21 protein-coding genes are annotated in these 24,545 nt (G+C 72.3%); 5 read left to right on the top strand and 16 right to left on the bottom strand.

What is annotated here, in order from left to right; translation table 11 throughout:
- Positions 1-695: 695 nt before the first annotated feature.
- Positions 696-1,478: a hypothetical protein gene (locus ACFYO5_RS27910; RefSeq protein ID WP_356563571.1), complete on the top strand. Its 783-nt coding sequence runs from the start codon at positions 696-698 to the stop codon at positions 1,476-1,478.
- Positions 1,479-1,569: 91 nt separating this feature from the next.
- Positions 1,570-2,022, top strand: coding sequence for a hypothetical protein (locus tag ACFYO5_RS27905; RefSeq protein ID WP_356563573.1), 453 nt, complete (start codon positions 1,570-1,572; stop codon positions 2,020-2,022).
- 77 nt (positions 2,023-2,099) lie between these two features.
- On the opposite strand, the gene der is transcribed toward ACFYO5_RS27905, so the two are convergent.
- The 5 genes from der to aroH all read right to left on the bottom strand — a co-directional run bounded on the left by der (position 2,100) and on the right by aroH (position 6,814).
- The gene (gene der, locus ACFYO5_RS27900; RefSeq protein WP_356563575.1) at positions 2,100-3,578 is read right to left on the bottom strand and encodes a ribosome biogenesis GTPase Der; all 1,479 of its coding nucleotides are present in this window, start codon (positions 3,576-3,578) and stop codon (positions 2,100-2,102) included.
- Between the two features lie 164 nt (positions 3,579-3,742).
- Entirely contained in the window at positions 3,743-4,405 is a 663-nt protein-coding gene (locus tag ACFYO5_RS27895; RefSeq protein WP_356563577.1) for a lysophospholipid acyltransferase family protein, read from the bottom strand.
- Positions 4,402-5,088, bottom strand: a complete 687-nt coding sequence (gene cmk / locus ACFYO5_RS27890) for a (d)CMP kinase (protein WP_388713787.1) — start codon at positions 5,086-5,088, stop codon at positions 4,402-4,404. The genes ACFYO5_RS27895 and cmk overlap by 4 nt, the downstream gene beginning before the upstream one ends.
- 281 nt (positions 5,089-5,369) lie before the next feature.
- Positions 5,370-6,455 (bottom strand): prephenate dehydrogenase, encoded by a 1,086-nt coding sequence (locus tag ACFYO5_RS27885; protein WP_356563581.1) that lies wholly within the window; start codon positions 6,453-6,455, stop codon positions 5,370-5,372.
- Entirely contained in the window at positions 6,452-6,814 is a 363-nt protein-coding gene (gene aroH, locus ACFYO5_RS27880; RefSeq protein ID WP_356563583.1) for a chorismate mutase, read from the bottom strand. Before aroH ends, ACFYO5_RS27885 begins: the two co-directional genes overlap by 4 nt.
- Before the next feature lie 239 nt (positions 6,815-7,053).
- On the opposite strand from aroH, the gene ACFYO5_RS27875 reads away from it, so the two are divergent.
- A complete protein-coding gene (locus ACFYO5_RS27875; protein ID WP_388713783.1) occupies positions 7,054-7,458 on the top strand; it encodes a Rieske (2Fe-2S) protein in 405 nt (134 codons plus the stop codon).
- A 6-nt stretch (positions 7,459-7,464) separates the two neighbouring features.
- Here the strand turns inward: ACFYO5_RS27875 and ACFYO5_RS27870 are convergent, their stop codons facing one another.
- The 11 genes from ACFYO5_RS27870 to ACFYO5_RS27820 form a co-directional block, all read right to left on the bottom strand.
- A complete protein-coding gene (locus ACFYO5_RS27870; RefSeq protein WP_388713781.1) occupies positions 7,465-8,487 on the bottom strand; it encodes an ADP-ribosylglycohydrolase family protein in 1,023 nt (340 codons plus the stop codon).
- On the bottom strand, positions 8,484-9,206 hold the full coding sequence (locus ACFYO5_RS27865; protein ID WP_388713779.1) for an NUDIX domain-containing protein: 723 nt from the start codon (positions 9,204-9,206) through the stop codon (positions 8,484-8,486). Before ACFYO5_RS27865 ends, ACFYO5_RS27870 begins: the two co-directional genes overlap by 4 nt.
- Before the next feature lie 147 nt (positions 9,207-9,353).
- Positions 9,354-10,487: a pseudouridine synthase gene (locus tag ACFYO5_RS27860; RefSeq protein ID WP_356563591.1), complete on the bottom strand. Its 1,134-nt coding sequence runs from the start codon at positions 10,485-10,487 to the stop codon at positions 9,354-9,356.
- Entirely contained in the window at positions 10,487-11,161 is a 675-nt protein-coding gene (gene scpB, locus ACFYO5_RS27855; protein WP_356563593.1) for an SMC-Scp complex subunit ScpB, read from the bottom strand. Before scpB ends, ACFYO5_RS27860 begins: the two co-directional genes overlap by 1 nt.
- On the bottom strand, positions 11,158-12,291 hold the full coding sequence (locus tag ACFYO5_RS27850; protein WP_388713775.1) for a segregation/condensation protein A: 1,134 nt from the start codon (positions 12,289-12,291) through the stop codon (positions 11,158-11,160). The genes scpB and ACFYO5_RS27850 overlap by 4 nt, the downstream gene beginning before the upstream one ends.
- An 18-nt stretch (positions 12,292-12,309) precedes the next feature.
- Complete coding sequence (locus tag ACFYO5_RS27845; RefSeq protein WP_388713772.1) at positions 12,310-12,870, bottom strand: hypothetical protein; 561 nt, start codon at positions 12,868-12,870, stop codon at positions 12,310-12,312.
- Complete coding sequence (locus ACFYO5_RS27840; RefSeq protein WP_388713769.1) at positions 12,855-13,991, bottom strand: ParA family protein; 1,137 nt, start codon at positions 13,989-13,991, stop codon at positions 12,855-12,857. Before ACFYO5_RS27840 ends, ACFYO5_RS27845 begins: the two co-directional genes overlap by 16 nt.
- A gap of 402 nt (positions 13,992-14,393) precedes the next feature.
- Positions 14,394-15,518 (bottom strand): alanine dehydrogenase, encoded by a 1,125-nt coding sequence (ald, locus tag ACFYO5_RS27835; RefSeq protein WP_388713766.1) that lies wholly within the window; start codon positions 15,516-15,518, stop codon positions 14,394-14,396.
- 135 nt (positions 15,519-15,653) lie between these two features.
- The gene (locus ACFYO5_RS27830) at positions 15,654-17,711 is read right to left on the bottom strand and encodes a tetratricopeptide repeat protein (RefSeq protein ID WP_388713763.1); all 2,058 of its coding nucleotides are present in this window, start codon (positions 17,709-17,711) and stop codon (positions 15,654-15,656) included.
- Positions 17,712-18,036: 325 nt separating this feature from the next.
- Positions 18,037-18,663, bottom strand: coding sequence for an NUDIX hydrolase (locus ACFYO5_RS27825; RefSeq protein ID WP_356563605.1), 627 nt, complete (start codon positions 18,661-18,663; stop codon positions 18,037-18,039).
- Positions 18,664-18,789: 126 nt separating this feature from the next.
- Positions 18,790-20,457, bottom strand: coding sequence for a CTP synthase (locus tag ACFYO5_RS27820; RefSeq protein WP_356563641.1), 1,668 nt, complete (start codon positions 20,455-20,457; stop codon positions 18,790-18,792).
- 532 nt (positions 20,458-20,989) lie between these two features.
- On the opposite strand from ACFYO5_RS27820, the gene ACFYO5_RS27815 reads away from it, so the two are divergent.
- The gene (locus ACFYO5_RS27815; protein WP_356563642.1) at positions 20,990-22,792 is read left to right on the top strand and encodes a glycoside hydrolase family 15 protein; all 1,803 of its coding nucleotides are present in this window, start codon (positions 20,990-20,992) and stop codon (positions 22,790-22,792) included.
- Positions 22,793-22,859: 67 nt separating this feature from the next.
- Positions 22,860-24,497, top strand: coding sequence for a PucR family transcriptional regulator (locus ACFYO5_RS27810; RefSeq protein WP_388713759.1), 1,638 nt, complete (start codon positions 22,860-22,862; stop codon positions 24,495-24,497).
- Positions 24,498-24,545 lie beyond the last annotated feature (48 nt).

Raw genomic sequence — 24,545 nt, 5'->3', positions numbered from 1 at the left:
GCGGTGTGCCCATGGACGAGGCGGCGGGGCCGGGTGGCCGTCGACTGGCCGACCACCCCGACGACGGACCGCCCGCGCGCCGCCCCGGCGAGACTCACCGCGCCGCCCCGCATCCGCTCGGAGTCCACGGCGTCCGGCCTGAACGCTCCGAGCCGGTGGCGCGGTCCCCGCGGCGGCTGCCGAAGGAGCACGGGCGGCCTAGGGAGCGGAGCGCGCCGCCACGCGGGAACGCGGTCGTCGCAACCCGCCTCGACCCTCGGCGGCGGTGGTACCGCGCGCTGTCCGGCCGTGCGCGGCCGGCGGACGGACCCGGGCGGTGCCCGCCGCACCCGCCGAGCGATCCAGCGTCTCGGACGGCTCGCCATCAAAGAACTGGCCGCCACCCCGGACCAGTCACCGTCACCACCGGTGTCAACGCGGTATCAACGCATCCCGGACGCCTACTTCCTCCTCGATTGCCTCAATTGTCGACCACCACCCGATGGGCCGCTCTCCAGCTCACGCAACCAACTTCCGTGACCTGCCCGTTCTTTGGCGTCGAGTGGCCGATTGCGCACCTCTCGTGACCGTGCGCCCGGACCGGTTCGATTCGCTTCGCCGTTCAGCGTGACCCCCACCGCGACTCGCCCGTTGTCCTCTGCATGAGCCGGGGAGCCACCCGGCCCGCCCACGCACCGCATCCGAGGGAGTCACCCGTGCCGCGCATGCTCGACGTCAGCGACGAGGTACGCGCCGAGATCGGCGCCGAAGAAGCCGACCGGCTGCTCGCCGGAGAGAACACCCCGGGCAGTTACGACTGCACCTCCTGCCGCACCCCGGGCGACTCCGACCACGAGCGCACCAGCACCGTCCTGTTCATCGGGGACGAGACCGCCGTCCTCGCCTTCGCCCACGCCTCCTGCCTGCCCTCGCAGATCGTCCAGGTCACGGAGGAGCAGCTCCAGGGCGCCGTGCGCTCCATCAGCGGTGACACCGTCGACCTGGACCCCGACAAGGTCGTCCCCGAGCAGGCGGTGCTCGGCGTGACCAGTGGCCTGGTCCTGATCTCCGGGGAGCTGCACCCGGCCCTGGTGGTCGAGCCGACCGCGCCCATCGTGCGGCCCGGCGCCACCGACATCGGCGACGACTTCCTGCCGCTCCTCATCGAACAGGGCTTCATGCCCCTGTCCGAGCTGTCCGAGGTGCCTCCGGTGCAGCACGGCTGGTCCGTGCTGCTGGCGGCGGGCCAGCTGCACGCGGTGCTCCAGCCCTCGGTCAACGGCGGGCAGCCGGTGGCCTGGTGGCAGGCCCACCAGCCGTTGCAGGTGACGGACGGCTGGCGGGCCGCCGCCAACAAGCACCAGCAGGTGCTGATGTTCGCGGCACCGGTGGGCTCGATCGGCCGCCAGCCCAGGGAGGACCTGCTCCGGGGCGCGCTGGACAAGGCGGCGGCGAACGGAAAGCTGGTCGGGGCGGCACTGCCCCTCGCCGGAACCTGAGCCCGGACGGCGGGGCCGCGGGCCGTGACCCGCGCTCCCGAACGCCGGGCACCGGCCGCATCCCCCGACCTCACACGTCGTTTGGACATACGTGCACACCTACGACGTTCCCCGCCGCCAGCCCTACCCGATCCCGTCCGCGCGACCGGCCCAGGACTCCCAGGGCGGCCCATCGGCCACGCCGATCTACGACGCGCTCTACGCCGAGTACGTCAAGTCGTTCCGCTCGCTGCCGGGTGACCGCAGCGGCGAGGACGAACTGGGGTTCACCGCCTTCGGGAACATCCCGCACGGCACGGGGTCGTACACGGTGCCGCGGCCGGGGTCGTTCAGCAGTTCCTACAGCGCCTACAGCGCGGGCGCGCAGACCGCACGGCTCGGCCAGCCGTCGCAGGCCCCAGCCCGGTCGCAGGCGCAGCCGCAGTCACCGGCGCAGTCGCCACCGCAGTGGCAGCGGGTCGGCCCGCTCGGGCAGCCGCACACGCCCACCGGGATGCACCACGTCCCCGCGGCCCTGCCCCCGGCGCCCCGGCGGAGCGGCTGAGGCACACTGCTGACGACGACACGGCCGGAGGGCGGCACCCGCAGTGGGTGCCGCCCTCCGGCCGTGTCGTCGTCAGGTCACTTCTTCTTACCGCGCTTCTCCCGCACCCGCACCGAGATGTGGATCGGCGTGCCGTCGAAGGCGAACTCCTCGCGCAGTCGGCGCTCGACGAAGCGCCGGTAGCCCGCCTCGATGAAGCCGGAGGCGAACAGCACGAACCGCGGCGGCTTGGTGCCGGCCTGGGTGCCGAAGAGGATGCGCGGCTGCTTGCCGCCCCGGATCGGGTGCGGGTGGGCCGAGACCAGCTCACCGAGGAAGGCGTTCAGCCGGCCCGTGGGGACGCGGGTCTCCCAGCCGGTCAGGGCCGTCTCGATGGCCGGGACCAGCTTCTCCATGTGCCGTCCGGTGCGCGCCGAGACGTTCACCCGAGGCGCCCACGCCACCTGGGCCAGCTCGGTCTCGATCTCCCGCTCCAGGTAGTAGCGGCGCTCCTCGTCGAGGGTGTCCCACTTGTTGAAGGCGAGGACGATCGCGCGGCCCGCATCGACCGCCATGGTGACGATCCGCTGGTCCTGCACGGAGATCGACTCGGACGCGTCGATCAGGATGACCGCCACCTCGGCCTTCTCCACCGCGGCCGCGGTGCGCAGCGAGGCGTAGTAGTCGGCGCCCTGCTGGAGGTGGACCCGCTTGCGGATGCCGGCCGTGTCGACGAACTTCCAGGTGACGCCGCCGAGTTCGATCAGCTCGTCGACCGGGTCGCGGGTGGTGCCGGCGATCTCGTTGACGACGACGCGCTCCTCGCCGGCCACCTTGTTCAGCAGCGAGGACTTGCCGACGTTCGGGCGGCCGATGAGGGCGATCCGGCGCGGGCCGCCGACCGCCGTGCCGAAGGTCTGCGCGGGCGCCTCCGGCAGCGCCTCCAGGACGGCGTCCAGCATGTCGCCGGTGCCGCGGCCGTGCAGCGCGGAGACCGGGTGGGGCTCGCCCAGGCCCAGGGCCCACAGGTAGGCCGCGTCCGCCTCGCCGCTCTGGCCGTCCACCTTGTTGGCCGCGAGCACGACGGGCTTGCCGGCCTTGCGCAGCAGTCGTACGACCGCCTCGTCGGTGTCGGTGGCGCCGACCTTGGCGTCGACGACGAACACGACGGCGTCGGCGGCCTCGATCGCGTACTCGGCCTGCGCGGCCACGGAGGCGTCGATGCCGAGGACGTCCTGCTCCCAGCCACCGGTGTCGACGACCTTGAAACGGCGGCCCGCCCACTCGGCCTCGTAGGTGACACGGTCGCGGGTGACGCCGGGCTTGTCCTCGACGACGGCCTCGCGTCGCCCGATGATCCGGTTGACGAGGGTCGACTTGCCGACGTTGGGGCGGCCGACGACGGCGAGGACCGGCAGCGGTCCGTGCCCGGCGGCCTCGATCGCCCCCTCGACGTCCTCGGCGTCGAAGCCCTCGACCGCGGCGAGCTCCATGAACTCCGCGTACTCGGCGTCGCCGAGCGCCCCGTGATCGTGCTCGAAGGAGTCCGAGCCGTCGGGCTGGATCTGGTCGTTCATGAAGTCCGTACCTCTGCGTTCATTCGTGGTGATCGGTGGAGCACCCGTTTTCGGCGGTTTGATCCACTACTCAGTGTCGCCCAGTGCCCGCCCGGACGCCCGGCGTTTTCGTTGTGCTGTCCGTCTGTGGTGCTGTCCGTCTGTGCTTCGGTCCGTCTGTGCCGCTATCCCTCGTCCGTCAGCCGGCCGGTGAACCGCCTGGCGTGTTCCAGGTGGGCGGCCAGGTGCTTCTGGATGCGCTCCGTGGCCTCGTCGAGCGCCTTGCGCGTACGCCGCCCGCTGCCGTCGCCCGCCTCGAACGGGTCTCCGAAGACCACGTCGACGCGGGAGCGCAGCGGGGGCAGTGCCTTGAACAACCGTCCGCGCCGCTCGGTGCTTCCCAGTACGGCCACGGGGACGATCGCCGCCCCGCTGCGCACCGCGAAGTAGGCGAGCCCCGCGCGCAGGGAGGCGAAGTCGCCCTCGCCCCGGGTGCCCTCCGGGAAGATCCCGAGGACCCCGCCCGCCTCCAGCACGCCCAGCGCGCGGGTGATGGCCTTGCGGTCGGTGGTGTCCCGGTCGACCTTGAGCTGCCCGATGCCGGTCAGGAAGGGGTCGAGGGGGCCGATGAACGCTTCCTTCTTGATCAGGAAGTGCGTCGGTCTGGGCGCCACGCCCATGACCATCGGCCCGTCGATGTTGTGGGAGTGGTTGACGGCGAAGATCACCGGACCGGTCGCCGGCACCTTCCAGGCGCCCAGCACCCGCGGCTTCCAGAAGCCGTACATCAGGCCGACGCCGATGCGCCGCCCGACCTCCGCGCCCCGCTCCGAGGGCAGCTCGCTCACCTGGCCGCCCGCTTCTCCCCGACGAGGGTGACCACGCACTCGATGACCTGGGCCAGCGTCAGCTCGGTGGTGTCGACCTCGACGGCGTCGTCCGCCTTCGCGAGCGGGGAGGTCTTGCGGGAGGAGTCGGCGGCGTCCCGCTTGATCAGCGCCTCGCGGGTGCTTTGCACGTCGGCGCCCTTCAGCTCACCGCTGCGACGGGCGGCGCGGGCCTCCGGCGAGGCGGTGAGGAAGATTTTCAGGTCGGCGTCGGGCAGCACCGTCGTCCCGATGTCACGTCCCTCGACGACGATGCCCTGTTCGGCGGAGGCCGCCAGCGACCGCTGAAGCTCGGTGATCCGCGTCCGCACCTCGGGTACGGCGCTCACCGCGCTGACCTTGGAGGTGACCTCCTGGGTGCGGATCGGGCCGGCCACGTCGGTGCCGTCGACCGTGATCGTCGGGTTGGCCGGGTCGGTGCCGGAGACGATCTCCGGCTTGCCGGCGACGGCGGCGATCGCCGTGGGGTCCTCGATGTCGATCCCGTTGCTGACCATCCACCACGTGATCGCCCGGTACTGGGCGCCGGTGTCCAGGTACCTCAGCCCGAGCTTGGCGGCCACGGCCTTGGACGTGCTCGACTTGCCCGTGCCGGACGGACCGTCGATGGCGACAATCACGGGCTGGGCGGCGCCGTTTTCCACGGGAGGACACCTTCCTGGTGCGTGGCGGTGGGTGTACGGGGCGCGAGTGTGCCCCGCACAAGGTTACCGGGCACGGGTCACTCGTCCGGCCGCGGCTTCTCGACGGCGGCCGCGGCCTCCCGCCCGCCCTCGCCTCTCGACGCCGGTCGGGCGTCGTCAGCCCGTCCGGGGGCCACCTCCCGGGGCTTGGAGGACGGGATCCGAGGGCGGGACCCGCGCGGCGCCGCATCGGAGGACTGGGTGCGGCAGCGCCCAGGGAACGGCCGCACCCGTGCCGGGTGCTACTGCCGGATGGCCCACCCTCGCTCCCGCAGGGCCGACGACAAGGCCACCGCGGACTTCGGCTCGACCATCAGCTGCACCAGACCCGCCTGCTGTCCCGTCGCGTGCTCGATGCGTACGTCCTCGATGTTGACCCCCGCCCGACCGGCATCGGCGAAGATGCGGGCGAGCTGGCCCGGCTGGTCGTCGATGAGAATCGCCACCACCTCGTAGGACCGCGGAGCGGACCCGTGCTTGCCGGGGACCCGCACCTGACCGGCGTTGCCCCGCCGCAGGACGTCCTCGATGCCGCCGACGCCCTGGCGCCGCTTCTCCTCGTCGGAGGACTGCAGGGCCCGCAGCGCGCGGACCGTCTCGTCGAGGTCGGCCGCGACGTCCCCGAGCAGGTCGGCGACCGGCCCCGGGTTCGCGGAGAGGATGTCGATCCACATCCGGGGGTCGGAGGCGGCGATCCGGGTGACGTCCCGGATGCCCTGCCCGCACAGTCGTACGGCGGCCTCCTCGGCGTTCGCCAGGCGCGCGGCGACCATGCTGGACACCAGGTGGGGCATGTGGGAGACGAGCGCCACGGCCCGGTCGTGGGCGTCGGCGTCCATCACGACGGGGACGGCGCGGCAGTGCGAGACCAGTTCCAGGGCGAGGTTCAGCACCTCGGTGTCGGTGTCGCGGGTGGGCGTCAGCACCCAGGGCCGGCCCTCGAAGAGGTCGGCGGTCGCGGCCAGCGGGCCGGACTTCTCGCGGCCGGACATGGGGTGGGTGCCGAGGTAGGCCGACAGGTCGAGGCCGAGCGCCTCCAGCTCCCGGCGCGGCCCGCCCTTGACGCTGGCGACGTCGAGGTAGCCGCGGGCCACCCCCCGGCGCATGGCGTCGGCGAGGACGGCGGCCACATGGGCGGGCGGGGCGGCGACGATGGCGATGTCGACCGGGTCCTGGGGGGCGTCGTCGGTGCCGGCGCCGAGCGCCGCCGCCGTACGGGCCTGCTCGGGGTCGTGGTCCTCCAGGTGGACGACGACGCCCCGCTGGGCGAGGGCGAGGGCCGCGGAGGTGCCGATGAGCCCGGTTCCGATGACGAGCGCGGTCCTCACTGGGCGATGTCCTTGCGCAGGGCGGCCGCGGCGCCGAGGTAGACGTGGTTGATCTCCGAGCGGCGCCTGTCCGACTCGATGTGCGCGAGGACGCGGACGACCCTCGGCATGGCCCCCCGGATGTCGAGTTCCTGCGCGCAGATCAGCGGCACGTCGACGATGCCCAGCTTGCGCACGGCGGCGGCCGGGAAGTCGCTGTGCAGATCCGGCGTGGCCGTGAACCAGATGCTGATCAGGTCGTCGGCGACGAGGGCGTTCCGCTCCATGACGGCGGTGAGCAGGGCCCCCACCTGCTCGTCCATGTGTCCGGCCTCGTCCTTGTCCAGCTGGACGGCCCCCCGGACCGCTCGTACCGCCACGGCGCTGCTCCTCGATCACCTAGACGACGACTCCTCGTCATCCAGCGTAGTCAGCCCGGCCCGGCCCGGAACACCACGCCCGCCCGCTGAGACGCCTCTCCCGCGCGCTGGGGACGCCTCCCGCGCGGTGCCGACGCCTCTGCTGCGCGGTCCGACGTCCACCGGCGCGAGTCGCGCGTTCTGTGCCACTCTGTCCCTCGGACGCACCGTCTGCTTCTCCCGCACCCCGGAGTGACGACATGACCCTCCCCGCCTCCCGCCGGACGGTTCTCCTCGCGACGGGCGCGGCGGCGCTCGCCGCCGGCTGTGGCGACCAGGACGCGGGCGGCGACCCGTCCGGCACGTCCGCCGCCGCCGGTCGGGAGCTGGCGCGGACGACCGACATCCCGGTCGGCGGCGGCCGGATCTTCCCGGACGAGAAGGTCGTCGTCACACAGCCGGCGCGGGGGGACTTCAAGGCGTTCTCGGCGGTCTGCACGCATCAGGGCTGCGTCGTCGCGACCGTCGCCGACGGCACGATCAACTGCGCGTGCCACAAGAGCAGTTTCTCCATCACCGACGGCGCGGTGGCGGGCGGCCCGGCGACCGAGCCGCTGCCCGCCGAGAAGATCGCGGTGAAGGGCGACGCCATCACGCTGGCGTGAGCGGCTTCAGTGGTCCCACAGCGCCCCCAGGGTGACCAGTTCGCTCTGGTACTCGATCCGGTCGGCCCACGGCGTCGGCCAGGCGTCGACCCCGGCGTACGCGCCCGCGAAGGTGCCGGCCAGGCAGGCCACGGAGTCGGAGTCGCCGGACGAGCAGGCGGCCCGGCGCAGTGCGGTGACCGGGGCGTCCGGGAACAGCAGGAAGCACAGCAGTCCGGTCGCCAGCGCCTCCTCGGCGATCCACCCCTCCCCCGTGGCCAGGCAGGGGTCCGTCTCCGGGGAGGGGCTGCGCAGAGCCTCCCGGAGCCGTTCCAGGGCGCCCAGGCACTCGTCCCAGCCCCGTGCGATGAAGTGTTCCGCCGTCGGGTCCTGGGAGCGGGTCCACAGGTCGCCGAGCCAGCGGTGGTGGTAGCGGGTCCGGTTGTCGAGGGCGTACGACCGCAGCAGTCCGACGAGGCCCGCGGGTTCGGCGCCCTGCGCGAGCAGCCGTACGGCGTGGGCGGTGAGGTCGGAGGCGGCGAGCGCGGTGGGGTGGCCGTGGGTGAGGCCCGACTGGAGCTGGGCGGCGCCGGCCCGCTGCTCGTCGCTGAGGCCGGGGGCGAGGCCGAGGGGCGCGACACGCATGTTGGCGCCGCAGCCCTTGGAGTCGATCCGGCCGGCGTCCTGCCACCGCCGCCCTTCGTCTCTCAGCAGGTCGCAGGCGGTCAGGCAGGTCCGGCCGGGGGCGCGGTTGTTCTCGGGCGACCGGTACCAGTCCACTAACTCCTCGCGCAGCGACCGCTCCAGCCCGGCCGGCACGAGCAGCCCGCGGTCCATGGCCGTGCGCAGGGCCCGCGCGACGGCCAGCGTCATCTGGGTGTCGTCGGAGACGAAGGCCCGCTTCGGCAGCTCCATCTCCCGCCAGGGCCCGCACTTGGCGAGAATGGACGGGACGTCGTTGAACTCGGTCGGGAATCCGAGCGCGTCCCCCAGCGCGAGGCCCAGCAGGGCCCCCGTCGCGGCGCGCTTCCTGACGGTCGTGGTGGTCATGCGGAACGTCCTTCCCGGGGCGGTCGCAGCAGGGGTGGGTGCAGGGTGGTGGCGGTACCCGCGCGATAGAGGGCCGCCGGTTTGCCGCGGCCGCCGGTGAGCCGCGCGGCGCCGCCGGGGACGGGCTCGACGAAGCCGGGGGTGGCCAGCACCTTGCGGCGGAAGTTGGGCCGGTCCAGGCCGGTGCCCCAGACCGTCTCGTAGACCTGTTGCAGCTCGCCGAGGGTGAACTCGGGCGGGCAGAAGGCCGTGGCGAGGCAGGTGTACTCGAGCTTGGCTCCGACCCGGTGGTGGGCGTCGGCCAGGATCCGGCCGTGGTCGAAGGCGAGCGGCCCGGCGTCGTCGTACGACAGCCAGCGCGCCTGCGCGGCGTCGCCTCCGCCGCGCGGTTCGGGCGCGTCGGGCAGCAGTGCGGCGAAGGCGACGGAGACGACGCGCATCCGCGGGTCACGGTCGGGTTCGCTGTAGGTGCGCAGTTGCTCCAGGTGGAGTCCGCAGACGTCGGCGAGGCCGGTCTCCTCGGCGAGTTCGCGCCGGGCGGCGGTCTCGGCGGACTCGTCCGGCAGCACGAATCCGCCGGGCAGCGCCCAGCGGCCGAGGTACGGCTCCTCCCCGCGCTCGACGAGCAGGACGTGCAGGGCGCCCGCGCGCAGGGTGAGGACGGCGAGGTCCACGGTGACGGCGAAGGGTTCGAAGGCGTACTTGTCGTAGCCGCGCACCCGCCCACCCCCTTTAATAGTCGTATCGACTATAAACCTGGCCGGTGTCCGGGCACAAGAAAGCGGCCGGCCCGGAAAATCCGGAACCGGCCGCTCCCACAAGCCGCCCCGGAGGCCGTCGAAGGTCTCCGGACGCGTCGAGGCTCTCTAGAGGTCGACTTCCTGCATCAGCATGCCGACCTCGGTGTTCGACAGCCGGCGCAGCCAGCCCGACTTCTGGTCGCCGAGGGTGATCGGGCCGAAGGCCGTGCGCACCAGCTTGTCGACCGGGAACCCGGCCTCGGCGAGCATCCGGCGCACGATGTGCTTGCGCCCCTCGTGGAGGGTGACCTCGACGAGGTAGTTCTTGCCGGTCTGCTCGACGACCCGGAAGTGGTCCGCCTTCGCGTACCCGTCCTCGAGCTGGATGCCGTCCTTGAGCCGCTTGCCCAGGTCCCGCGGGATCGGGCCCACGATGTGCGCGAGGTAGACCTTCTTCACGCCGTACTTGGGGTGCGTCAGCCGGTGTGCCAGCTCACCGTGGTTGGTGAGCAGGATGACGCCCTCGGTCTCGGTGTCGAGCCGGCCGACGTGGAAGAGGCGGGTCTCACGGTTGGTGACGTAGTCGCCGAGGCACTGCCGGCCCTCGTTGTCCTCCATCGTGGAGACGACACCGGCGGGCTTGTTCAGCGAGAAGAACTGGTACGACTGCGTCGCCACGGTCAGGCCGTCGACCTTGACCTCGTCCTTCTCCGGGTCGACCCGCTTGCCCTGCTCCAGGACGATCTCGCCGTTGACCTCGACGCGCGCCTGCTCGATCAGCTCCTCGCAGGCCCGCCGGGAGCCGTAGCCGGCGCGCGCGAGGATCTTCTGGATCCGCTCGCCCTCCTGCTCGGCGCCCGGGAAGGTCTTGGGCAGCTTGATGTCCTTCTTGGCCGCGTACCGCTCGCGGTTGCGCTCCTCGGCCCGCGTCTCGTACTCGCGCGAGGTCGCCGGGACCGACGGCCCGCGCTGCTGGGGCTTCTTCGGACCGCCCTTGGCACCACCGCGGGCCGCGCCGCCGCGACCCGCCTTCGGGCCCTCGTGGGACGCACCGGGGCCCACGTCGTAGCGGCGCTCCTCGGGGCGGGGCCTGCTGGGCCGGCCCGGGGCCTCGCCCTGGCCGCCGCGACCGCCCTGGCCACGGCCCTGCCCCTGCCCCTGCCCCCGGCCCTGGCCCGGCTTCTGGCCCCTGTTGTTGCCGGCACCGCGGGGGTTGCCGCGCCCACCGCTCTTGCCGCTACCGCTACCGCTGCTTCGCATCAGATTTCCGTCGTCGTCGTGTCCGTCGTGGGACCGTCGTCCGCATCCGGGGCGTCCGGATCGAACGACGGTACGGCTTCCTGGGTCTCGGCCTCGATCGCCTCCGCCTCCGGGAGGAAGGGCGCCAGCTCCGGGAGCTCGTCCAGACCGCGCAGGCCCATCCGCTCCAGGAAGTAGTTCGTCGTCCTGTACAGGATCGCACCTGTTTCGGGTTCCGTGCCCGCCTCCTCGACCAGACCGCGCTGGAGGAGGGTGCGCATCACGCCGTCGCAGTTCACTCCGCGCACCGCGGAGACCCTGCTGCGGCTCACCGGCTGGCGGTAGGCGACCACCGCCAGGGTCTCCAGCGCGGCCTGGGTGAGCCGGGCCTGCTGGCCGTCCAGGACATACCGCTCGACGGCCGCGGCGTACTCGGCGCGGGTGTAGAACCGCCAGCCTCCCGCGACGAACCGCAGCTCGAAGCCGCGCCCCTGCACGGTGTAGTCGTCGGCCAGCTCCCGCAGCGCGTCCGCGACCTGGCGGCGCGGGCGCTCCACGATCCTGGCGAGGTGCTCCTCGGTCGCGGGCTCGTCCACGACCATCAGGACGGCTTCCAGGGCGGGCTTGAGGTCGAGGCCGGCGACGGCACGCGGCCCGGCCGGGGCCGCCGGGGCCCCCAGGGTCTCCTCGCTCACGGCTTGTCCTCCTCCTCGGTCCTCTCCGGCGGCCGGTCGAACTCGTCGGTCACCCTCGGCTCGTCGTCCCCGTCGCCACCGGTCCAGCGCACCAGCAGCTCCCCGAGCGCGGTCTCCTGGTCGAGGGCGACGGCCTTCTCCCGGTACAGCTCCAGCAGGGCCAGGAACCTCGCCACGACGGTGAGGGTGTCGTCGGCGTCCTCGACGAGCGTGCGGAAACTGGTCTCGCCGAGCTGCCGCAGCCGCGCGACCACGATCCCGGCCTGCTCCTGCACGCTGACCAGGGGGGCGTGGATGTGGTCGACGTACACCTGCGGCTTGGGCCGCGGCTGCATCGCCTTGACCGCCAGCTTCGCGAAACCCTCCGCGCCGATGGAGATGACGACCTCGGGCAGCAGCTCGGCGTGGTGCGGTTCGAGGCCGACGGTCCGCGGGTAGCGACGGGCCTCCACCTCCAGCCGCTCCTGGAGGATGTCGGCGATCCGCTTGTACGCGCGGTACTGCAACAGCCGGGCGAACAACAGGTCGCGGGCCTCGAAGAGAGCCAGGTCGGCCTCGTCCTCGACCTCGGCGGCGGGCAGCAGGCGGGCCGCCTTCAGGTCGAGCAGCGTCGCGGCGACGACGAGGAACTCGGTCGTCTGGTCCAGGTCCCCGTCGGGGCCCATCGCCCGGATGTGCGCCATGAACTCGTCGGTGACCTTCGACAGCGCGACCTCGGTGACGTCCAGCTTGTGCCGGGAGATCAACTGGAGGAGCAGGTCGAAGGGGCCCTCGAAGTTGGCGAGCCGCACCTTGAAGACACCGTCGGAGGAGTCCGGCGGATCCTGGGAGGACTCCTGCGGGCTGTCGGAGGAGTCCGGTGGCCCCTCGGAGGGCTCCTGCGGGCCGTCGGCAGGCTCCTGCGGGCTGTCGGCAGGCTCGGCGACGGGTGCCGACTCCTGTGGCGGTGCCGGTGCCGGCACCGGTTCCCGCACCGGCGGTGGTTGCGGTGCGACCGTCTCGGCCCTCTCCGGTCCCGGAGGTGCCGTACCCGGTCCCGGAGGCGCCGTACCCGGTCCCGGTCCCCGTCCCAGCGCACGCCGACGGCCGGCTGGTGCGCCGGGGCCGGAGGCGGGATCGTTCGAGGTCATGGCCCCCGCAGGCTACCGCTACCGCCCGCGAAGCCGTCGTACGAGGATGCTGGCGTCGCCGCGGCTCTCCAGGTCGGCGAGGACGACCGCGACCGCCTCGCGGACGATGCGTCCGCGGTCGACCGCGAGCCCGTGTTCGCCGCGGAGCACGAGACGGGCGTGCTCCAGGTCCATCAGTTCCTCGGCGGACACGTAGACGGTGATCTTCTCGTCGTGCCGCTCCCGGCCGCTGGGCCGGCGGGCGGAGGCCCGTCCGCGCTTGCGCGACTGGGCGTCGCCCTGGGCGGCAGAACCTTCCTGCGGGCCCTGGCGCGGCCCCGAGCGCTCCCCGGTGCCCCGGGTGCCGCCCTGCTCGGCGTCGGCCGCCGCGTGTTCGGCGCCCTCGCCGTCCCCGCCCTGTGCGGGCACGGCGTGCGGCGCGTTCCCGGCGGAGCCGGCCGCACCGTCGCTCTCCCCCGCCGGAGCGGGTACCCGGGCCTCGCCGTTGGCGGGGCGCCGGGGCGCGGACGGCTGGAGCGCCATTCCCCCTGTCGTACGGAAGAGTTCGTCGGCCCCCGGCAGACTCACTCGGCGTGACACCGGGCGAGCACCTCCCTGGCGAGCTGGCGGTAGGCGGCGGCACCGACGGAGTTGGAGGCGTAGGTGGTGATCGGCTCACCGGCGACCGTGGTCTCCGGGAAGCGGACAGTGCGCCCGATGACCGTGTGGTACACGTGGTCGTCGAAGGCCTCCACGACCCGCGCGAGCACCTCACGGCTGTGCACCGTGCGCGAGTCGTACATGGTCGCCAGGATCCCGTCGAGTTCCAGCTCCGGGTTGAGGCGCTCCTGGACCTTCTCGATGGTCTCCGTCAGCAGGGCGACACCGCGCAGCGCGAAGAACTCGCACTCCAGCGGCACTATCACCTTGTGGGCGGCGGTGAGCGCGTTGACCGTGAGCAGGCCGAGCGAGGGCTGGCAGTCGATCACGATGTAGTCGTAGTCGTCCATCAGCGGCTTCAGGGCCCGCTGGAGGGTCGACTCGCGCGCGACCTCGGAGACCAGCTGGACCTCGGCGGCGGACAGGTCGATGTTGCTGGGCAGCAGGTCCATGTTGGGGACCGCCGTCTTCAGGAGCACCTCGTCGGCCGACATGCCCCGCTCCATGAGCAGGTTGTAGACCGTGAGATCCAGCTCCATGGGATTGACGCCCAGACCGACCGACAGCGCGCCCTGCGGGTCGAAGTCCACGAGCAGTACCCGGCGTCCGTACTCCGCGAGCGCGGCACCCAGGTTGATGGTCGACGTGGTCTTGCCGACGCCGCCCTTCTGGTTGCACATCGCGATGATCGTCGCGGGACCGTGGTTGGTCAGCGGTCCCGGGATCGGGAAGTACGGCAGCGGGCGCCCGGTCGGGCCCACGCGCTCGCGGCGCTGGCGGGCAGCGTCGGGCGCGAGTGTGGCCGCGTACTCGGGGTCGGGCTCGTACTCGGCGTCGGGGTCGTAGAAGTGCCCTTCGGGCAGTTCGTCGTAGTCGGCGAAGTGGTTGCGGGGCGCGCCACTTCCGTCGCCGGCCATGGCGTTCACGTGATGGCCATCCATGCTCTGGTGTGCTGACAGAGCCGTGTGGGGGTGCGACTGGCTCTGGTGGGCTGCGAAGGTTCTGACAGCGACGGAGCCGACAGCCTCGAGCCCCATGGAGCCTGGACTCCGCGTAGGCATTCCTGGTTGACCACCCCCGGGAGCAAATGTCGACTCATTCACAAGTCGTCTTACCTCCTTGGTGACCAGGAAACTTCTAGACAAGGTCAGCGTGGCACCATGCCGACGGTTGGCGACTCTATGGCGTGTCGGGTGTTCGCAGCAACACAATCCGCCGGACCCGACTCGATGTGTCGACAATGAAACATCCCGCTGTCAAGGGCGTACGGCCGTCGCACAGCAGGTTTCACCGGTGTGCGAATCGGTCGAAGGGTTACGTTCGAGGCGAGTTGACCGAGAGCCGCGAAGTGACCATACACACATCCGGCCGGACCTTGGCGGGCAAGGTCCGGCCGGTGGGGCGCGGTTGACGCGTCGTGTTGACGTATCGCCTTTTACGGAAAGGCGACTTGCCCGGGGACGTCAGCCGAGGAGCGTGTCCAGCTCCACGTGCGCCAGGCCGTGCGCCTCGGCGACCTCGCGGTAGACGACCTGGCCGTCATGGGTGTTGAGGCCCTTGGCCAGCGCCGGGTCGCGGCGCAGCGCCTCGACCCAGCCGTTGTTGGCGAGCGAGACGATGTACGGCAGCGTGGCGTTGGTGAGGGCGTTGGTCGAGGTGTTGGGCACCGCGCCCGGCATGTTGGCGACGCAGTAGAAGACCGAGTTGTGCACCGGGAAGGTCGGCTCGGCGTGGGTGGTCGGACGGGAGTCCTCGAAGCAGCCGCCCTGGTCGATGGCGATGTCGACAAGGACACTCCCGGGCTTCATCCGGGACACCAGCTCGTTGGTGACCAGCTTGGGGGCCTTGGCGCCCGGGATGAGCACGGCACCGATGACGAGGTCGGCGTCGACGACGGCCTTCTCCAGCTCGAAGGAGTTGGACATGACGGCCTTGACCCGGGTGCCGAAGATCCTGTCGGCCTCGCGCAGCTTGTTGATGTCGCGGTCCAGCAGGGTCACGTCGAAGCCCATGCCGACGGCGATCTGGGTGGCGTTCCAGCCGGACACGCCGCCGCCGATGACGACGGCCTTGGCCGGGGTGACGCCGGGGACGCCGCCGGGCAGGACGCCACGGCCGCCGTTGGCGCGCATCAGGTGGTAGGCGCCGACCTGGGGGGCCAGCCGGCCCGCGACCTCGGACATCGGGGCGAGCAGCGGCAGGGCGCGGTTCGGCAGCTCGACGGTCTCGTAGGCGATGGCGGTGGTGCCGGAGGCGACGAGGGCGTCGGTGCACTCCTTGGAGGCGGCCAGGTGCAGGTAGGTGAAGAGGGTCTGGTCCTTGCGGAGGCGGTGGTACTCCTCGGCGACCGGCTCCTTGACCTTCAGCAGCAGGTCGGCGGTGGCCCACACCTCGTCGGCGGTCTCCAGGATCCGCGCACCGGCGGCGACGTACTCGCCGTCCGTGATCGACGACCCGACACCGGCGTCGCGCTCGATGACGACCTGGTGGCCGTTGCGCACCAGCTCGTGCACGCCGGCGGGGGTGATGGCCACCCGGAACTCGTTGTTCTTGACCTCGCGGGGGATGCCGACCTTCACGTCGATCACGGTCCTTGGCTCAGAGGGTGTGGGGGCATAGCAACGCATACCCGGAGGTAGTGGACGCACCGGGATGCACCGCAGGAGAACGTGCGGCAGAGCCAGTCTAATGAAGGTGTTCCCGCTGTCTAGCCTTTCATTGCATCAACCTTCAGCGGGTGTACTACGGATTTCGCAGGTGTTAGCACCGTGTTCCGGCTCCGGATCGCACGTGCCGGGTTCCTCTCCCAGGATGCGCTCGGCCTCGCCGCGGTGCAGACGGGCGGCCGCGGGGTCACCGAGGTGCTCCAGGGTGTCGGCCAGCCGTAGCCGGAGGGCGGCCTGGAGACGGGTGTCGTCGACGCGCCTGGCCCACTCCACCGCCTCCTGGCAGGTGCGCAGCGACTCCTCGGGCCGCCCCGCGTACTCCTGCACCCTCGCCAGTTCGCTCAACGCCCGTGCGGACGCGGCCACATCGCCGGCCTTGCGGTGCGCGGCGGCCGCGGCCCGCCAGGCCCGCTGCGCCTCGCCGTACCGTCCGGCGTAGGTGTGGGCGGTGGCGATGCGCCCGTACAGCCGGGCGGCGTCCGCGCGCTCCTCGCGGGCCAGCCGCTGGGCGAGGGCCCGGCCGAACCAGTCGGCGGCCCGGTCGTAGTCCCCCAGTTCCAGGTGCGCGCCGCCTACGGATTCCATCGCGCGACCGGTCGCGTACGGGTCGTTCGCCTCGCGTCCGGCGTCCAGCGCGGCCCGGTAGCGTGCCAGTGCCTCCGCCGTGCGTCCGGTGCGCGCGTCCACGTCGGCCAGGTTCAGCAGGGCCGCGGCCTTCTCGCGGGGCAGGCCGCGGCGCTCGGCCACGTCCAGGACGAGCTGGTGGACGCCGTAGAGGTCGGGCGCGGCCGCCTGGGTGCCGAAGTGCGCGACCATCGCCCTGACCAGCTGGGACATCAGGCGCCTGGCCAGGGTGTCCAGCTCGCCGTCGGCGACCGCCAGACGGGCGGAGGCGAGCAGGGCCGGCCGGCGGACGCTCAACCAGTCGGCGGCCGCGCGCGGGGTGGCGAAACGCAGCGCGCGGGGCATGCCCTGGAGCTTCTCCCGGGCCTGCGGGTTGTCCGTCTCGGTGATCGCCCGGCAGGACTGGAGCAGCCGGACCGTCCGCTCCAGCATGCGGGCGCGGGCCAGCTGCACCTCGGCCGGGCGTTCGTGGGTGTCGGCGGCCGTCCTCAGCAGGGGGTGGAGGCAGGCGGGGACCTCGTACTCGGGCAGTGGCGAGGGCACGGTCCGCAGCAGGCCCAGCGCGACGAGGTCGTCCAGGGTGGTGCGCGCGGCGCCGATCGAGCAGCCGGCGAGCGCGGAGGCGGTGTGCGGGTCGACGAGACCGGCCGGGGCCAGGCAGAGCAGTCGCAGCATCCGCGCGGCGGCCGGGGGCAGGGTGGCGTGCACGAGCCGGAAGACGCGGCTCAGGGGGGTTCCCTCGTCGCCCTCGGCGTGGAGCTGCTTGGCGAGGTCGGCGACCGCCGACTTGGGCCGGGCGGCGAGCCAGCCGCCCGCCAGGATCAGCGCGGCGGGGTGCCCCTGGCAGGCCTCGACGAGCCCCTCGGCGGCCCGCGGGTCGACGGTGATGCGGACCGAGCCGGTGTGGCGGGTGAGCAGGTCGAGGGCGGACTTGGTGTCGAGTCCGCCCAGGGTGCAGGGCCGCACGTCGGAGATCCCGGTGAGCGGGCCGGCCGAGACGGCGACGACCAGGCACTCGGGGGTGTCCGGAAGAAGCGCGTCGACCTGGTCGGCGCCGGCCGCGTCGTCGAGCAGGAGCAGGGTGCGCCGCTCGGCGAGGGCCTCGCGCAGGGTGGCCGAGAGGTCGTCCGCACCGGCGCCGGGCGGGACCGGCCGGCCGAGCGCGGTGAGCAGTTCGCGGGCGGCTCGCTCGACGGGGACGGGGGTGCCGTCGGATTCGCCGAGCCGGACGCGCAGCACGCCGTCCCGGTAACGCTCGGCGACCTGCCGGACGAGTTCCTCCGCCAGTGCGGTACGGCCGGAACCGGGCCGTCCGGCGATGAGGAGCACGCGCGCGCGGGGGGCCTTCTTCCCGGAGAGAGTGTCCAGTCCGGCGCGTTCGATGTCGGCGCGCAGTTCCTTCAACTCCCGGGTACGGCCCAGGAAATGGCCCTCCGTCGCAGCGTGTCCGGACAGCTGCACGCCGTCTGTGTCCACTGCCTGATCCGTCACGGGCCACACTCCCGTCCCACCGCACGCGCAAGCCCGCCGGGACTCCGGATCGGGCTGGTTCCAGAGCCTAGTTCACGCTGTGCGACGTTCCGTGAGGAGCGCGGCGGTGGGGTCGCCCGATCGGATCAGCCGATCGTCACACCGCAGGTCTGAAGGGAAGGGCCCTTGGCGGGGCGACGCCTCGAAGGGAACGGGGCCATGCTTCGAAGGTGGCGTGATTCCGCCTCGAAGGAGGCGCGGGTCCCCCGTCGAAGGAGCGGCGCCACGCCTGGAAGGAGCGGCGTCACGCCTCGAAGGTCGCGCGTCCCCCGTCCAAGGAGCCAGGTCACGCCTCGAAGGGGCGGGCCGGCCAGGGCGCCTGCGCCGGACGCAGTGCGTCGAGCCCCTCGCCGCTCCGGGCGGCGGCCAGCGCGAGGACGCCCACGACGAGGCAGTTGTTGTGCAGTTCGCCGGCGAGCACCCCCCGGACGAGTTCGTCGACCGGCACGCGCGCGTGCTCCATGTCGGCCTCCTCCTCCTCGACCGCGAAGCGCTCCCCCTCGGCCTCGGACAGACCGCGGGCCAGGAAGACGCGCACGGCCTCGTCGCAGCCGCCCGGAGTGGTGTAGACGTCGGTCAGCACCCGCCAGTCCTCGGCCTTGACGTGCGCCTCCTCGTACAGCTCGCGCTGCGCGGCGTGCAGGGGGTTCTCGCCGGGCACGTCGAGCAGGCCGGCCGGGATCTCCCACAGCTTCTGCCGCACGGGGTGGCGGTACTGCTTGATCAACAGGACGCGGCCCTCGTCGTCGAGGGCGAGGACGGCCACGGATCCGGGGTGCACCTGGTAGTCACGGCGGACGACCGAGCCGTCGGGCATGACCACCTCGTCCGTGCGGACGGAGGTCTTGTTGCCCACGAAGGGGGTCTCCGTCGCCCGGATCTCCCACGCCTGAGCGGTGTCCTTGATCGTCATGCCCTGTCCTTCCACACGTACAAAAGGAACCCGGCCGGACGAGAACCGGCCGGATCGAACCGAAAAAAGGGGGCCGGGGTGCTCACCTTTGAAGGGATGCGCCCCGGCCACCGTACAACTGGTGTGTTACTTCGAAGTCTTCCGCTCGACCGCGGCCTTCACCAGCCCGGCGAACAGCGGGTGCGGACGCGTCGGCCGCGAGCGCAGCTCGGGGTGGGCCTGCGTGGCGACCAGGTACGGGTGGACGTCACGCGGGTACTCCACGTACTCGACGAGCTTGCCGTCCGGCGAGGTGCCGGAGAACAGGATGCCCGCCTTCTTCTCCAGCTCCCCGCGGTAGGCGTTGTTCACCTCGTAGCGGTGCCGGTGCCGCTCCTCGATGTACTCCTTGTCGTCGTAGACCTCGCGCACGATCGAGCCCTCGGCCAGCTTCGCCGGGTACATGCCCAGCCGCATGGTGCCGCCCATGTCGCCCTCACCGGCGACGATGTCGAGCTGCTCGGCCATCGTGGAGATGACCGGGTGGGCGGTGGCCGGGTCGAACTCGGTGGAGTTGGCGTCGGCGATGTCGAGCAGGTTGCGCGCCGCCTCGATCACGATGCACTGGAGCCCCAGGCACAGGCCGAGCAGCGGGATCCGGTTCTCGCGGGCGTAGCGGATCGCGCCGACCTTGCCGAGCACACCGCGGTCGCCGAAGCCGCCGGGGATGCAGATGCCGTCGACGTCGGCGAGCTGCGCCCCGGCGCCCGCCGGGGTCTTGCAGTCGTCCGAGGTGACCCACTTGATCTTCACGCGGGCCTTGTTCGCGAAGCCGCCGGCACGCAGCGCCTCGGTGACCGAGAGGTACGCGTCGGGAAGGTCGATGTACTTGCCGACCAGGGCGAGCGTGATCTCGTGGTCGGGGTTGTGGACGCGGTCGAGCAGGTCGTCCCAGGTCGTCCAGTCCACGTCCCGGAACGGCAGGTCCAGCTTGCGGACGACGTAGGCGTCCAGGCCCTCGCCGTGCACGGTCTTCGGGATGTCGTAGATCGAGCGGGCGTCGGGGCAGGCCACCACCGCGGCCTCGTCGACGTCGCACATCAGCGAGATCTTCCGCTTGATCGCGGTGGGGACCTCACGGTCGCAGCGCAGCACGATCGCGTCCGGCTGGATGCCGATGTTGCGCAGGGCGGCCACGGAGTGCTGGGTGGGCTTGGTCTTCAGTTCGCCCGAGGGACCGATGTAGGGCAGGAGCGAGATGTGAACGACGAACACGTTGTCCCGGCCGACCTCGTGGCGGACCTGGCGGACGGTCTCCAGGAACGGCAGCGACTCGATGTCGCCGACCGTGCCGCCGACCTCCGTGATCACCACGTCCACCTCGTCCGTCGCCATGCGGCGGATGCGGTGCTTGATCTCGTTGGTGATGTGCGGGATGACCTGCACGGTGTCGCCCAGGTACTCGCCGCGCCGCTCCTTGGCGATCACGGTCGAATAGATCTGGCCGGTGGTGACGTTGGCGGAGCCGTCGAGGTCGCGGTCGAGGAAGCGCTCGTAGTGACCGATGTCCAGGTCGGTCTCGGCGCCGTCGTTGGTGACGAACACCTCACCGTGCTGGAAGGGGTTCATCGTGCCGGGGTCGACGTTGAGATACGGGTCGAGCTTCTGCATCACGACGCGCAGGCCTCGCGCCTTGAGCAGCATGCCGAGGCTGGAGGCGGTCAGCCCCTTGCCGAGCGAGGAGGCGACACCCCCGGTGACGAAGATGTGCTTGGTCGTCGTGGCGGAGCTGTTTCGAAAAGCAGCGTTCGGCATGGCCAAGAGGGGGCTCCCGTGGTCGCGATCTGGGGGTGCGGTGCGGCTCCCGGAGGCTTTCACCAGCGGTTCGTGCCGGAGATCTCCGGGGGTGCCGTCGCTGCGGTTCGGGGGTTTCGTGCCCACCGGTCCACGGGCTACCAGGGTATCAGCGCCTCGGGGCGACGGCTTCCGGGCACGCTCCGCGCACGGTCCGGCACAGCTGGGCACGCGCTTGCCGGGCGCTCACCCCCTGCTCACCCGTTCGGCCCACCCGCGTTGCCCGGAGCGGCACGCAGATCATCTACGTGCGTCGTATCCTGCTCGGACCATCGCTGCCGAGCCCGGCCGGTCAAGACGGCACACCCCAGCCCGTACCCACCGGAACAATGAGAGCTCGTCAGTTCGTTGAGCAACGATCGGCGTTTTGCCAACACGGCGGACGACTGCTTTGCTTCACCGCTCAACGACGCATGACAACACCTTCCCCCTTGACCGCACCAAGCGACAGCCCCTCATGGGGGCCTACGTGGCCGTTCGACTGGAGTTGCACGTGGCCGGGCGCATCGAAGACTACGCACTCATCGGAGACATGCAGACCGCCGCTCTGGTCTGCCGCGACGGGACGGTGGACTGGCTCTGCCTGCCCCGCTTCGACTCCCACGCGATCTTCGCCGGGCTGCTGGGCACCGAGGAGCACGGCTTCTGGCGGCTCGGTCCGGCGCACGCCTCCGACGCCGAGCCACCGCGAGCGGCCCGGCGCGGCTACCGGGGCGACTCGCTGATCCTGGAGTCCGAGTGGGACACCCCGCGCGGCACGGTCCGGGTGACCGATTTCATGCCCCCGCGTGACGGCGCCCCGCAGCTGATCCGGATCGTCGAGGGCGTCTCGGGCCGCGTCCCCATGCGCTCGACCCTGCGGATGCGCTTCTCCTACGGCCGGGTCGTGCCGTGGGTGCACAAGCACGAGGGCCGTACCGTCGCCGTCGCCGGACCCGACTCCGTGTGGTTCGACACGGAGGCCGAGACCTACGGGAAGTCGCTGACGACGTACGCCGACTTCACGGTCGCCCCCGGTGACCGGATCGCGTTCACCATCTCCTGGGAGCCCTCGCACAAGGAGCCGCCCGCGCTGCCCGAGCCCGAGCAGTCGCTCCAGGCCACCGAGGACTTCTGGCGCGAGTGGGTCGAGCACTGTACGTACCACGGGCCCTACCGCGAGGCCGTGATCCGCTCGCTGATCACCCTGAAGGCGCTGACGTACGCCCCCACCGGCGGCATCGTCGCGGCCCCGACCACCTCCCTGCCCGAGGACATCGGCGGCGTCCGCAACTGGGACTACCGCTACACCTGGCTGCGCGACGCGGCCATCACCCTGTCCTCGCTCCTGCGCACCGGCTATCGCGAGGAGGCCCGCGCCTGGCGCGAATGGCTGCTGCGCGCGGTCGCGGGCGACCCGGAGAACCTCCAGATCATGTACGGCATCGCCGGCGAGCGCGAGCTGGGCGAGGCGGAGCTGGACTGGCTGCCCGGCTACGAGAACTCCGGCCCGGTCCGGGTCGGCAACGGCGCGGCGCACCAGCTCCAGCTGGACGTGTACGGCGAGGTCACCGAGGCGCTGCACCTCGGCCACATGACCGGACTGGCCCGCAACGACTACGCCTCGCTGCTCCAGCTCAAGCTGATCCGCTACCTGGAGCGGCACTGGGACGAGCCCGACGAGGGCATCTGGGAGGTGCGCGGCCCGCGCCGCCACTTCGTGCACTCCAAGGTGATGGCCTGGGTCGCCGTGGACCGCACGATCAAGCTGATCGAGTCCGGTGACGCGGACGGTCCGCTGGAGCGCTGGCGCGAGCTGCGCGACGACATCCACCGGGACGTGTGTGAGAAGGGTTACGACAAGGAGCGCAACACCTTCACGCAGTCCTACGGCTCGAAGGAGCTGGACGCCTCCCTGCTGCTCATCCCGCAGATGGGCTTCCTGCCGCCGGACGACAAGCGCGTGATCGGCACCATCGAGGCGATCCAGCGCGAGCTGTCCACGTCGGACGGCTTCATCCTGCGCTACCCCACCGAGGGCGACAGCGAGGGTGTCGACGGCCTTCCCGGCGACGAGGGCGCCTTCCTGGCCTGCTCGTTCTGGATGGCGGACGACCTGGCGATGATCGGCCGGGTGGACGAGGCCCGCAGGCTGTTCGAAAAGCTCCTGGCCCTGCGCAACGACCTGGGTCTCCTCGCCGAGGAGTGGGACCCCCGGCTGAAGCGCCAGGTGGGCAACTTCCCCCAGGCCTTCAGCCACGTCCCGCTGATCGACACGGCCCTGCGCCTGACGGCCTCCGGGGCGTACGGCGGCTGAGCCGTCCGCCGGGTCGAGTCGGCCGGCGGATGGTCGCCGGACGGGGTCCGCGGGTAGCGTCCGCTCCATGGACAGCCGCGCGGACCCCCGACTCGACAGCCGGGGCGCCGGCATCACCGTGCGGCGGGCGCTGGAGCTGCCCGGCCTGCGCAGCGGGCTGCCCGAGATCCTGGCGGGCGCGGAGCGGCTCGGCCGCACGGTGCGCTGGGTGCACGCGGGGGAGGTGCCGAACATCGCCTCCCTGCTCAAGGGCGGCGAGCTGCTGCTCACCACGGGTTACGGCGTCGGCACCCGTCCGGCCGAGCAGCGGGCGTTCGTGCGGACCCTGGCCGATCGGGGCATCGCGGCACTGGTGATCGAACTGGGCCCGCGCTTCGCCCGGCTGCCCGCGGCGCTGGTGGAGACGGCGCGCACGACCGGTCTGCCGCTGGTCCAGCTGCACCGCGAGGTGCCGTTCGTGGCCGTCACCGAGGAGATCCACACCGAGATCGTCAACGGCCACTACGCGCTGCTCCAGCAGGCGGAGGAGGTGCACCGCCGCTGCACCCAGGCGCTGCTCGGCGGCGGCGGCATCCCCCAGGTGCTGGGCATCCTCGCCGACTTCAGCGACAATCCGGTCTTCCTGGAGACCACCGACGGACAACTGCTGTACGCCGCCGGGGCCGGGCCCGAGCGGGCGGATCCGCTCCAGGTGTGGGAGGGGCTGCGCGGGCCGCACAAGGACGCGCCCGCCGATGCGGTGCTCGTGGACGTACCCGGCGGCGGGCCGGGGGCGGGCGCGGTGCGCGCACGGCTCGTGCTGCTGCCCGTACGCGCCCCGCTCGCTCCGGTGCACCGGATCGCCGCCGAGCGGGCGGCCGGGATCCTGGCCGTGGTGCTGATGCAGGCGCGCCAGGAGGAGGAGCTGGCGGCGCGGGGGCGGGGCGACTTCCTGACCGACCTCGCCGAGGGCCGTGTCGCGGCGGCGGAGGCTCCGGCGCAGGCCCGTGTCCTCGGCTTCAAGCCCGGGGACGGCCCGCTGCTGCCGGTCGTCATGCGCCTGGGCGACACGCTGTCGGCCGGAGGCGGCTGGGCGGTGCTGGCGCGGGCGGTCGCCGAGGAGCTGGCGTCGGTGGGGGTGCCCGTCCTGCTCGGCGTACGGCCGGTGGAGGGCCGCGTGCCGCTGCTGCTGGGGCTGCGCTCGGAGTCGGAACGGCCGGCGGTCGCGGACCGGGTCGCGGCGGCACTGCGGGCCGGGGTGGAGCGGGCCGGGATCCAGCGGCCGGGTGCCCGGCCGCCCGTCGTGGTGGTCGGCGCCGCGGGCGGCTGGGCGGCGGCCTCGGCGGGCCTCGGACACGCGGCGGAGACGGCGACGGCGGCGCAGGGCCTGTCGGACCGACCCTGGTACGACGCCCGCCGCCTCGACATCGACCTGCTGCTGTGGCGGCTGCGCGACCACCGGGACCTCGCGGCCTTCGTGGACCGCGCGATCGGCCCGGTCCGCGACCACGACCACCGCTCCAAGCCGCCTCTGCTGCCCACCCTGGAGACCTACCTGGCGCACGCGGGCCGCAAGGCGGAGACGGCCCGCGAACTGCACCTCAACCGGCAGACGCTTTACAACCGCCTCGCCCGGATCGGCGAGCTGCTGGGCACCGACCTCGACGACCCGCAGACCGTGCTGGCGTTGAGCCTGGCGCTGCGGGCCCGACGGCTGGTGCCCTGAGGCCCCCGCCACCGGGCGCGTGCCGCGGAGCCGGACGGCCGGCCCGCG

This window comes from Streptomyces sp. NPDC006259 (genome assembly GCF_042870975.1).
In the GTDB taxonomy this organism is placed as follows: Bacteria; Actinomycetota; Actinomycetes; order Streptomycetales; family Streptomycetaceae; genus Streptomyces.
The sequence above is the reverse complement of the archived record's forward strand: the minus strand, read 5'-3'. Positions and strand labels throughout refer to the sequence as shown.